The organism is Flexivirga meconopsidis (assembly GCF_026162425.1).
Taxonomy (GTDB): domain Bacteria; phylum Actinomycetota; class Actinomycetes; order Actinomycetales; family Dermatophilaceae; genus Flexivirga; species Flexivirga meconopsidis.
Map to the genome: position 1 here is coordinate 998,843 of NZ_JAOBQJ010000001.1, position 11,928 is coordinate 1,010,770.

General features: G+C 68.1%; 8 protein-coding genes. 6 read left to right on the top strand and 2 right to left on the bottom strand.

All coding sequences use genetic code 11. The features are described from left to right. Positions 1-11: 11 nt before the first annotated feature. The 5 genes from N2M23_RS04805 to N2M23_RS04825 all read left to right on the top strand — a co-directional run bounded on the left by N2M23_RS04805 (position 12) and on the right by N2M23_RS04825 (position 7,195). On the top strand, positions 12-1,403 hold the full coding sequence (locus N2M23_RS04805) for a DHA2 family efflux MFS transporter permease subunit (RefSeq protein ID WP_265443694.1): 1,392 nt from the start codon (positions 12-14) through the stop codon (positions 1,401-1,403). A 116-nt stretch (positions 1,404-1,519) separates the two neighbouring features. Beyond that, a complete protein-coding gene (locus N2M23_RS04810; RefSeq protein ID WP_265443696.1) occupies positions 1,520-3,349 on the top strand; it encodes an AfsR/SARP family transcriptional regulator in 1,830 nt (609 codons plus the stop codon). 220 nt (positions 3,350-3,569) lie between these two features. Further along, positions 3,570-4,580, top strand: coding sequence for a 2,3-diaminopropionate biosynthesis protein SbnA (gene sbnA, locus N2M23_RS04815; protein ID WP_265443697.1), 1,011 nt, complete (start codon positions 3,570-3,572; stop codon positions 4,578-4,580). A 72-nt stretch (positions 4,581-4,652) separates the two neighbouring features. Then, on the top strand, positions 4,653-5,012 hold the full coding sequence (locus tag N2M23_RS04820) for a hypothetical protein (RefSeq protein WP_265443698.1): 360 nt from the start codon (positions 4,653-4,655) through the stop codon (positions 5,010-5,012). Positions 5,013-5,434: 422 nt separating this feature from the next. After that, entirely contained in the window at positions 5,435-7,195 is a 1,761-nt protein-coding gene (locus tag N2M23_RS04825) for a DUF429 domain-containing protein (protein WP_279671444.1), read from the top strand. Here N2M23_RS04825 and mhpA read toward each other — a convergent pair. Beyond that, positions 7,185-8,792, bottom strand: a complete 1,608-nt coding sequence (mhpA, locus tag N2M23_RS04830; RefSeq protein WP_265443699.1) for a bifunctional 3-(3-hydroxy-phenyl)propionate/3-hydroxycinnamic acid hydroxylase MhpA — start codon at positions 8,790-8,792, stop codon at positions 7,185-7,187. The genes N2M23_RS04825 and mhpA overlap by 11 nt on opposite strands. A gap of 130 nt (positions 8,793-8,922) precedes the next feature. Next, a complete protein-coding gene (locus N2M23_RS04835) occupies positions 8,923-9,297 on the bottom strand; it encodes an NYN domain-containing protein (RefSeq protein WP_265443700.1) in 375 nt (124 codons plus the stop codon). A 231-nt stretch (positions 9,298-9,528) separates the two neighbouring features. Between N2M23_RS04835 and N2M23_RS04840 the strand changes: the two genes are divergently transcribed. Further along, positions 9,529-11,871 carry a transketolase-like TK C-terminal-containing protein gene (locus N2M23_RS04840; RefSeq protein ID WP_265443701.1) on the top strand — a complete coding sequence of 781 codons (2,343 nt, stop codon included), beginning with the start codon at positions 9,529-9,531 and terminating at the stop codon, positions 11,869-11,871. Positions 11,872-11,928 lie beyond the last annotated feature (57 nt).

The following is an 11,928-nucleotide window of genomic DNA, read 5'->3' on the forward strand; positions in this document are numbered from 1 at the left end:
CGCCAGGGAGCATGGGGATTCCGCTCAGCATCGTCGTGTTGTCCATCGTCGGTTCCTTCCTGCCACTCCTCGACAGCACCGTCGTCAACGTCTCCCTCGACGCCACCGCGCGCAGCCTCGGCGGACTCAGCGATGTGCAGTGGGTCGTTACCGCTTACTTGCTCGCGCTTGCCGCGTCAATGCCCTTGGTGAGTTGGATGACCAGACGCTTCGGCATCCGCACCGTATTTGCTTCTGCTGTCGGCGGATTCGCCGCCGGGTCAGCGATGTGCGCATTCGCGCCGACGCTGCAAATCCTGGTTGCCGGCCGTGTCGTGTCGGGGCTTGCCGGGGGTGTGCTCGCGCCCGCAGCCACGATCCTGCTCGTGCAAAGCGTGCCTCGTGAGCGGATCGCCAAGGTGCAGGCGTTGAGCGGGTCGGTGATGCTCGTCGGCCCGCTGCTCGGCCCGACCATTGGTGGCTTGTTGATCGAGGCGGGTGGTTGGCCGGCCGTCTACTGGGTGAACCTGCCGATCTGCGGTTTCTGCCTGGTTCGCGCACTGCGCACGATCCCGCGCAATTCCGATCATCGCCAGCAGATTCCGCTCGACAAGCTCGGGGCGGTCACCGGGTCGGCCGCCGCCGTGCTGCTGGTCCTCGCGATCCATCTGATGGGCGTCGCCCAGGGTCTGACGCAGACGGCGGCGCTTGTGCTGGCCGGTGCTGTTGCCACGGGGATGATCTTCGTGCGCTGCGAGTTGCGGCAGCGCGCGCCGATGACCGACCTGCGCCTGCTGAGCAACCGGATCTACCGGCTCTCGGCCAGCAACGTCTTCATGCTCGGCTTCGTGCTCTACGGGCCGATGGTCGTCATGCCGCTCTACTTGCAGCTCGGTCGTGGCAACAGCAGTGTGACCACCGGTTTGTTGCTCTCGGTCGGCGGTGCCGGAGTGCTGGGCTCGGCCGCCGTGTCCAGCAGGGCGATCAAGCGGTTCGGCTGCGGAGCGACCATGCTGTTCGGCATCACGCTGACGTTGGTGTCCACTGCGCCGCTGTTGTCGCTGCGCGCAGACACGTCATACACGCTCATCCTGGCGTGTCTGGTGGTGCGTGGCGCCGGCGTCGGCATGACGATCGTGCCCGCCATGACCAGTGCCTTCGCCAGCATTCCGTCGTCCTCGGTGCCCGATGCCTCCCCGCAGCTGAACCTGCTGCAGCGCATCGGCGGAGCGATCTCGGCGACCCTGGTCACGGTTGCGGTGCAACACAGCCTGCAACACCCCAACGTGGTGCCGGGCAACGCGTTCGGCACACCGTTCGCGTGGGTGCTCGGCACCTCGTTCGCGACGCTGGTGCCCGCCGTGCTTCTCGCACTTGCCGAGCGCGCGCGGCACCGCGAGGGAGACCTGCCGCAAAGCGCGTGACTTGGAACGGATGTCGTGCTGACTTGCCGCTGACACGACCCTGACCTCCGCCTCGACCGACGCACCCTCGATCTCGTCACGAGTGTGCGCCGGTCGGCGCGGGGAGGCGGTCAGCGATGACTGAAACATTGATGACGAACGGGTGGGGTAGGACGAGCGGTGCCGGGCGCATCGAGATCGGTTTGCTCGGACCGCTTCGAGCGGGCGCCGACGGCGCCGAACTCTGCCTGGGCGGACGGCGCCAGCAGACGGTGCTGGCCATGCTCGCGATGGCGCACGGTCGACCGGTGGCGGTGGACACCCTGGCGGATGTGATCTGGGGCGAGGGAGCACCGGCAACGCATCGCACCCAGATCGCGATCTGCGTGGCGAACCTGCGCAAGATCTTTGCGCCCTACGCCGCTGGTCGGCAGACGATCCGGACCGTCGCGCCAGGGTATGCCCTGGTGATGGATGCCTTCGACCTCGACACCGATGGGTTCTGCGCGGGGGTCGAGGCAGCGCGCCACAGCAGTCGGTCAGGAAATATCGAGCACGCGATCATCCTGATGGACCGTGCCTTGGACGTATGGCGGGGGGAGGCCTACCAAGGTTTCGACGCGCTTGACATTCGAACGGTCGCCGAAGGGTTGGCCGAGCGCCGACTGGATGCGGAGGAGGAGCGGTTCGCCTGGCTGAGCGACGCAGGCCGACAGCGTGAGGCGCTGCCGGAGCTGCACGAGTTCGTCGCCGCCCATCCGACCCGAGATCAGGCACGCTGGCTGCTCATCGACGGACTGTGCGCGGTCGAGCGCCGCGTCGACGCGCTGGAGCAGTTGCGCAGCTATCGCGATTACCTGCGGGACAACCTCGGCATTGAACCGGACGATAAGTTCCAGCGGCTCCAGGCGCGACTGCTGACCGAGACCGGCGCTCCGGCGGCGGCGCCAGTCGACCGGCCACGCCCCGGCGGCCGGCGTTCTGAGGGGAGCCGACCAGTGTTCGGCAGGGAGCACGAGCTTGCCCTGCTCGACGGCTTCTGGGATGGCCGTGAGGGCAGTGACGAACCGGTCGTCATCACCGGAAAACCGCTGGTGGGCAAGACAACCCTGATCCAAGGCTGGCTTCGAGGTATGACGGGGCTCGCGACGGATGGGGTCCACGTTGTCGGAGTCGAGCGGGTCGAAGAGGACGAGGTCGAGCGCCGGGTACTGATTGCGGCGCTGCGCCGACTGAGCCCGCAGGTGCAGGTCGATGACGCACCGGTAGCCATGCTCCGCCATCATGTGGAGGCCGTGCTGGCCACCCGCTGCACGGTGCTGGTGCTCGATGCAGTCCCGTCCTCGATGCTCGCTCGGCTGCCGCGCAGCGGACCGGACTCGCTGGTGATCGCGACCTCCCGCAGCCGACGGTGCGGCGCCGCGCAGGTGCTGCAACTGCGGCCGTGGTCGCGCGAGGTCGCCCGCGACTATCTGCGTTCGCACGTCGCCGACGCCCAGCGGGACGACGATCCCAACGTGCTCGACGCGGTGCTCGCGATCACCGGCGGCGCACCTGCCGTGGTGGTCGGTGTCTGCAGTCTGCTCGACAAGCGCCCGCACTGGACGGTAGGAGACCTTGCCGCGCAGACCGAGGTGCTGCTGCGCGAGATCTGCGACGCCGATGCCGGGTGCGACGCTGCGGTCCGGTCGATTCGGGCGCATCTACGGCCGGCATCCCTCGTCGCGCTGGAGGCGATGGCGCTCCGGGCCGACACCGACCTGACCGCTGTCGACGTCGCCCGACTGGTGGCTCGTCCGGTGGGCGAGACGCGCCGCGCGCTCGAGGCGCTCGTCGACGAATCGGTGCTGCATATCGTCGGCCGAGACGACATCGGCACCTTCCGTTATGGGATCAGCGAGGTCATAGCCACCTGTGCCCGCCTCGCGGCACCGGCCGGGACGGCGCTGTCGAGCATCCCCGCCTGACCAGCGCCCATCGGGCGAGCGGCCCCCGCCATACGAAAGCGTGGCGATAACCCGGCGATGAGCGACCCTCCTAGCGTCGGCGGCGTACACCACAGCTGTCGGCGCCGGCCCCGGACTTTCGGGCACGGCGCGACCTACGCCGAGGGGGATCGATGCGCACTGCACCTTCCGGGCGGCCGAACCGGCGCCCGATCGGATCCGACGTCACGGGGTGGGCCCGATGCCCGTCGTGAGCCGACCGGAGGACTTCCACGAGGACGAACTGTTCGTCGACGCCGAGCCGATCGTGGGCCGACCCATCCACCTCAAGGTCGAAGGAGCCAACCTGGCTGGCTCCATCAAACTCAAGGCCGCCGCGTCCATGATCGACGCTGCGCAGGCCGAGGGGCGGCTGCCTGCCGGGACCACCCTGGTCGAGTCGTCCTCCGGCAATCTCGGTGTCGCACTGGCGACTATCGCCGCTCATCGGGGGCTGAGCTTTCTCTGTGTCACCGACGACCGGTGCAACCCAGTGACCCTGCGGTTGATGCGCGCACTGGGGGCACAGGTGCACGTCGTCACCCGGCCGGACCCTGAGCAGGGATACCTGGGCGCCCGGTTGCGAGTCGTCCGCGAGCTCGCCGGGCGGCCGGGGCATCTATGGCTGAATCAGTATGCGAATGAGGCAAATTGGGGTGCGCACTACCGTCGCACCGCGCCGGCCGTGCTGCGTAACTTCCCGCACCTGGACGTGCTCTTCGTCGGTGCCGGCACTACTGGAACGCTGATGGGCTGCGCTCGGTACGTCCGGGAAACCACCGGCGGACGCACCCGGGTGGTCGGTGTCGACAGCGTCGGCAGCGTCACCTTCGGTACGCCCGCCGGTCCGCGACACGTACCCGGCCTCGGTGCGGGCGTGCCGCCGGCGATGTTCGACCCCGATCTCGTGGATGACTTCGTGTTGGTGCCGGAGATCCGCGGCATCCAGGTATGTCGCGAACTCGCCGCCGGCGGATACCTCTTCGGAGGATCCACCGGAACGGTGCTCGCGGGTGCACTCGACTGGCTCGCGACCCACGACCCGGCCCGGAAGCTGTCGGCCGTCACGATCGCACCGGATCTGGGCGAGCGTTACCTCGACAGCGTGTACGACGACGACTGGGTGCGGCAGCATTTCGGCCTCGATGCGCTGAACGTGCCCCCGCCGACTGCCGAGGAGGAGCCCGATGCGCAACTGCCGCGCAGCGCGTAATGCGGGACCGCAGCTCACCGGCAGGTTGCGGGGTAGAGGGCGGCTGCACCGCCATACGAAAGGAGAAGGCGTATGTCGACCATGGATCAGCGGTGCGCCACGGCGCTCGAGGTCGAGGATGACGCGGCGGCTGATCGGCTGCTGGCCCAGTGGAACGCTTTGCCGGGCCGACGCGCCACATCGCACGCTCTGATCCACGCCGGGGACCACGCGCCGATCGCGAGCCTGGCGGTCAGTGACGACATGTTCGACGTCGTCGTCGAGGAGTTGATCCTGGCCGGTTCGCGGGTCCAGGTGCCGGCCGGTCACGCCACCCTAGTGCGGTCCACCGAACGGACAGCGGTGGTACTCACCCCATGGCCGACACAAACAGCAGGGCCACCTCGCGGAGTACGAGATGGCCCGGCTGCCCTCAAGAGCGGTAGCTCCTGATCATTCAATTGTCTCGGCGTGAATCGCCGTCCTCAGGTCGACACTGAACCGTCGATCCGCTGCACCGTTACCAGCAGGCGACACACAGCGGGCTAGGCTGCCCTGGTCCATCGGCTCGTACGACTCCGGACGTACGAGCCGATGCGCGGTGCGTCACCTGCGACCCCGTCGTGATGCCCCCCACGACGCTAGCGGTTGCAACGGCGACGATCGCGGACTTCTTGATCCAGGTCTTCACTAGGTTTCCCCTCCCAGTTCGGCGCTCCGTGTTGAGCGCACACCAGAACTATGGGCCAGCAGGGGGCACCGTGGAAGGGATTCGGCAGGGAGCCAACCGGCCATGGCATCTTGTTACCTCTCCGGACCGGCCGAGTGTCGGCACTCGAGCTGCGCGTTCTGCGGCATCCGGGTGCTGATGCGGCATGCTGCCTGCCATGTACTTCGTCGGTCTCGACCTCGCGTGGGGCTCGCGCAACCCAACCGGTGTCGCGGTGCTGGACGATGACGGGGTGCTGGCGCACCTGTCGGCGGTGGTGTCCGACGCCGAGATCGTGCAGGCGCTGACGCCATACCTGGACGACCGATGCGTGGTGGGCGTCGACGCACCGCTGGTGGTCACCAACGCCACGGGCAGTCGGCAGGCGGAGAAGGATCTCGGCCGGGACTTCGCGCCCTTCCAAGCAGGAGCGCACCCGACCAACACCGGAAAGTTCCCGGACGGCACGCGCGGGGCACGCCTCTGCGCGGCGTTGAGCCTCGACATGGACCCGACGTCGACCGCGCCACGGCGCGCCGTCGAGGTCTACCCGCATCCGGCGACGGTGGCGCTGTTCCGGCTGGGCCGGACCCTGAAATACAAGAACAAACCCGGCCGCACCTTGGAGCAGCTTCGCGCCGAGCTGCTCACCCTCGTGCGCCTGCTGGAGTCACTCTCCGCGGCCCAGCCGCAGATGCGGCTGGTGTCCTCGGCGGCCTGGCGCGACCTGGTGACCGGCATCGAGCGGGCCACCCGCAAGTCGCAGCTGCGCGACGCCGAGGACCAGGTCGACGCGGTCGTCTGTGCGTATGTCGTGCTGCTGCGCGAGCGGTCACCGGCCGCCGTCGTCACCTACGGCAACTTCGCCGACGGCTATATCGTCACCCCGCGCCTGCCCGCTGACCTGAAGCCTTCCCCGCGGGTGCCGAAGGTTGAGCGTCGGGTGGACGTCGTCCGTCGCGCGACCCAGGAGTATGCCGCGCGCTTCCCGCAACTGCAGCTGGCCGCAACCGAGGCAGTGGCGCTCGTGACCGGGATCCTCGACGACGCGGGCCTGAACTACCTGAGCGTGACCGGCCGTGCCAAGAGCATCGCGTCGTTCGCCGAGAAGGCCGGTCGACGGGCCGGTGATGCGCCGCTCTACGCCGACCCCCTGCACGACATCGGCGATTTGATCGGGGTGCGGGTCATCACCTACGTGCGCGGCGACGTCGCCGCGGTCGCCGAGCTCCTCGCGGCCGAGGCCGTGGTCCTCGACGACCGCGACCTCGGTCAGGAGACCGCCAGCGAAGGACGCTTCGGATACGCCAGCCGGCACCTTCAGGTACGCCCTGCCGAGGAGGACGTCCCGTCATACCCTGGGCTGGAGGGGCGCCAGTTGCAGGTGCAGATCCGCACAGTGCTGCAGCACGCGTGGGCCGAGTTCGAGCACGACATCCGTTACAAGGGAACGGTGCCCAGGGCGCACCGTTCCGACTTCGATCGTCGCTTCACGCTTGCGGCGGGCCTGCTGGAGTTGGCCGACCAGGAGTTCAGCACGATCCGGGACACGCTGAGCCGGGCGGTGCCCGAGGCAGAGGAGCACGACGTCGCCGACGACCGGATCAGCCCGCGTGAGCTGGCGGCATACCTCGCCGGCCAGTACGCCGAGGCGGGCTGGTCGCGTCCCGATCACTACGCGTGGATTGCCGGCCTCGTGCACGAACTCGGCATCGGCTCGCTCGCCGACCTGGCCAGCGCTCTGCGCGCGGTCGACACCGACGAGATCGACCGGGTGATGGCATATCGCACCCCGCCCGGTGCGGTACGACGGCTCGACGATGCGCTACTGGCGGCCTTCGGAGACCGGTATGTCACGCTGCCCGGCAACTCCCACCGGGTCGAACGGCTGCGCACCAGACTGGCCCGGCTCCGGCCTACCGAATGACGCCGGCGGGACGCAGCGCGCCTGCTGTCCGCACCCCGAGCTGCTCGCCCAGCCGACCGAGCAGATGGTTGAGTTCCTCGCTGGTGCAGGCGGTTCCGTAACTGTAGAAGTCCGGTCGCACGATGATCGCCCGGAAGCCGCCGTCCCGGAACCACGCGTGATAGGTGGCATCGACGTCGACGACGCTGTCGGCGCCGCGCCGTGATCGGCTGACGTGGACGGCCCGTGCACCGATCGCGTCGAGCACGGCACGTCCGGCGGTGTCGATGCCGTTCAACAGCTCGCCGTCGGGGCTGAGCAGGTGCCACGTGTTACCGAGCACATCGTCCGCTCGTCCGGTGCGGTCACCGGTGCAGACCCTGCCCTGCACCGCGAGGTGGCCGGCCTCGGAATCGGTTGCCGCATCGATGATTCCGCAGGTGATCCAGGGAAACGGAGCAGGCGGCGGCGCTTGCTCTGAGAGGAACAACCGGTCACGCTCGGCCGCCGCGTCGGGGTCGCTGACGCAGACGATCCGGCCAAGCTCGATGGAGGTCCTGATCACCTGATCGACGTGCGGCCGACGCTCGTCGGTGTAGGAATCGAGCAGGGCCTGCGGGCAGACACCGCGCAGCACCAGGTCGAGTTTCCAGGCGAGGTTCGCCGCGTCGCGGAAGCCGGAGCACATGCCCTGTCCCATGAACGGCGGCATGAGATGGGCCGCGTCTCCGACGAGCACGATGCGACCGCACCGGAAGTCCTTGGCCAGCAGCGAGCGGAACGTGTAGACCGCACGCCGGACGATCGACGCGTTCTCCGGGGTGACGCCCCAGCGCTTCAGCAGCTGCCAGCCGCGTGATTCCTGCGTCATACCCTCCGGTGTCTCGCCCGGCAGCAGCATGAACTCCCAGCGGGCGTGCTCGCGTCCGAGCCACCGGAACAACGAGATCGGCCGCTCAGGGTCGCAGATCTGCCCGGCTTCTGGCATGTCGATGTGCATGTCCGGGTCGTTCGGGCGGACATCAAGGACGAGCCAGTCCTCCTCGAATCCGTAGTCGTCCCAACGGATTCCCGCCGACTGGCGAGTGAAGGAGCCCGCCCCGTCGGCGCCGATCAGGTAACGGCCGGTGACTGTTCGGGTGCGGCCGGTCGGAGCCCATGAGCCGGAGTCGCGGGTGCCCTCGCGGACTGTCAGCTCCACGTGATCGTCGAACTGCTCGATGCGGGTGGCCTCCCACCCGAGGTTCACTTCGACCTCGGGCACCTTGTCGACCGCCGCACGAAGCGCGGTCTCGACGTGGGGTTGGTACATGAGGTAGTCCGAGCGCCAGCCGGAGGGCGTCGACTGGTTCCAGTCCAGGTGCAGCAGGATGTCGCCGGCCGCATTCACCCAGTCGTAGTCCGGGATCGGGATGGCGTGGCGCTCGATGGCGTCGGCGGCCCCGACGCTCTGAAAGATGCGCATCGCCTCGTGGTCGACGTGGCCAGCGCGCGACAGCGGGTAGAGGGAAGGCGAGCGCTCGAATACCGCGATCGAGTGCCCGTGCCGGCCGAGCAATGCGGCGTGTGCCTGTCCGACCGGTCCGAAGCCGATCTGGATGACGTCGTAATCGGTCATGACGCAACCTCCGATGTGATGCGCATCACCCAAGCAGATTGCATTCGCAACATCAACAAATATTCGAAAATAAGTCGATACACGAAAACTCCCGGCTGTCGTCGATGCCGGGTAGCGGAGTTGTTCCGCCTCAGTCGGGAAGCTCGTGCAGCAGGCTGCCCGGCGCCATGACAGCGGCGCCGACCGCGCGAACGCGGCTTTCCAGGCCGCGGTCGGCGGTCGCGACCGTCGTCTGCTCGCCGGCGCGGACCGCTTGCCCCGCCTGCTCGACGATTTCGTCGTCACCTTCGCGCGGCGCGTGCACGATTTCGACCGGACCCGAATCTGCCTGGGCCACGCCGGCCTTCGCCTTGCCCTCCAACACGAGGACGACTCGGTCGAAGTCCAGGTCGGCCCGGTCAAGGCGTGCGTGCAGTCGTTGCGCGGCACCGGCGCGGTCCTTCCACCAACCGTCCGGCCGGGAGCCGACGACGTTGGCGCCGTCGACGATGAGCGTGCGGGTCATGGCGGCCTCTTTACTTCCGGCTGACGGCGTGACGAGCGGTGTCCAAGTCTAGGGAGAACGTGTACGGATGTGGCCGCGAACAGACCGGCTAGAATTGCATGCAATAATCGGCGGTGGAGATGTGTTGACCCCCGTGGCGACGATGGCGCGGATTCGTTCGGCACATCGGCCGCGAGAAGATCCGAGAACCCGCAGAGCATGCCGATCGCCGGCATCATATTGGAGGTCCCGATGACCATCGCACCCGACAGTCCGCCCGCAAACGTGCCGGCTGCAGCGACCGCCGAGTCGGTTATTAACAACATTGAGAACCGAGTTCTCTGGCTCTCGACTGCGATCATCGACCACGCGAACCGGGTCCGACCCAACCCGACCGGGCTGAAGGTCGGCGGTCACCAGGCGTCGAGCGCGTCCATGGTGCAGATCATGACGGCCTTGTGGTTCCGGCATCTGCGAGCCGAGGACCGGGTGTCGGTGAAGCCACACGCATCTCCGGTATTGCATGCGATCAACTATCTGTTGGGTGAGCTCGACGAGAGCTACCTGCCCACGCTGCGCGCGTTCGGCGGTCTGCAGTCCTACCCGAGCCGGTCCAAGGATCCCGACCCCGTGGACTATTCGACCGGTTCGGTCGGCATCGGTGCGACGGCGCCGATCTGGGGTGCCATTGCGCGGCGCTATGTGGACGGTCATTTTCCGGAGACCGCCGGCACCGGTCGGCAGTACTCGTTGCTCGGCGATGCCGAGCTCGACGAGGGCGCGATCTGGGAGACCGTGATCGACCCGATGGTGGCCGAGCTCGGCGAGATCGTCTGGATCGTCGACCTCAACCGGCAGTCGCTGGACCGGGTGGTGCCGAACATCGGCGCCGGTCGCCTGCAGGGAATGTTCGCCTCTGCCGGTTGGCAGGTGATCAACGTCAAGTACGGGCGACTGCTCGAGGAACTGTTCGCCCGACCCGGCGGCGAGCGGTTGCGCACCCGCATCGACGAGATGACCAACCCGGAGTATCAGCGGCTGCTGCGCTGCACCCCTGAGCAGCTGCGGGACCGGCTGCCGGGGACCGGGCCGTATGCCGACGAGCTGCGCACCTTCGTGGCCAACCTGCCCGACGACACCTTGTATGACGCCATTCGCAACCTCGGCGGCCACGACCACACCGCGTTGGACGAAGCGTTCGACAGCATCGACGACACCCGGCCGACGGTCATCTTCGCCTACACGGTCAAGGGCTTCGGCCTGGCCACCGAGGGACACCCGCAGAACCACTCGGCACTACTGACCGAGACGCAGTTCGCCGAGTTGGCGGCGCGGGTCGGGATGGACGCCGAGCGGCCATGGCAGCGATTTGCGGACGGGACACCCGAGGCTGCGGCGTGTGCCGTGGCCGCTGCCCGACTGCACCGTTCGGAGCAGGTGACGACCGAACCACCAGCAGTGCCAGCCGATCTCGGGCGGACCCCCGGCGGCACCGCCACAACACAGGCAGCTCTGGGTCGTGCCCTGCTCGACCTGAATCGGGCGGCACCAGCCGTCGGCGAACGAGTGGTGACGGTCAGTCCGGACGTCAGTTCCAGCACCAACCTCGGTGGCTGGGTCAACAAGGTCGGGGTGTGGTCGGCCACCGAACGCAACGACTGGTTTGCCGACGATGCCGAGACGATCCTGCACTGGCGCGAGCGGCCGGCCGGGCAGCACATCGAACTCGGCATCGCCGAGACCAACCTGGTCAGCGCGATCGGCGAGCTCGGCGCGACGTGGAGTCGGTGGGGCCAGCCGTTGCTGCCGATCGGCGTGCTCTACGACCCGTTCGTCGAACGCGCCTTGGAACCTTGGCATTTCGGCATCTACGCCGGCGGTCAGTCCATCCTGGTCGGCACACCCTCGGGGGTGAGTCTCGCCCCCGAGGGAGGTGCACACCAGTCGGTCAAGACCCCGTCGATCGGGCTGGAGCAGCCGGGCTGCATCAGTTACGAGCCGGCGTTCGCGCTCGACACCGAGTGGGCGCTGCTCGCCGGGCTGGGCCAATTGGGTCGACCCGACGGTCAGTCGGTCTATCTGAGGCTGTCGACCCGACCGGTCGATCAGACCCTCGCCGACGTGCCGACCGACCCGGCGGCCCGGGAACGCCGCCGTCGGCAGGCGGTCGCCGGCGCCTACCTGCTGCGCCGCAGCGAAACCACCCCGCAGCTGACGATCGCCGCCGTAGGCGCGGTCGTGCCGGAGGCAATGGCAGCCGCGGATCGCTTGTCGGACATGGGAATTGCCGTGGACGTCGTGTGCGTGACCAGTCCCGACCTGGTCTACCGGGCGGTGCAGGCACGGCGCGGGCTCGGTGCGGCGTCAACGGCCGTGCTCGATTCGGCATTCAGCGCCGACCGCGCTGCGCCGATGTTGACCGTTCTCGACGGGCACCCGCACACGCTGTCGTTCCTGCCCGGCATACACCGGGTGCCGTCGGTGCAACTCGGAGTCACCGGCTTCGGTCAGGCCGGTGACCTGGAGAGCGTCTACCGCTATCACGGCATCGACACGGACTCGATCGTTCGATCCGGTCTCGACCTGACTCGGTGAGTTGCGCGGAACTGGGCGGTTGGTTTGGGCCAGCCGGCCAGTCCAAGCGCCTAGTCT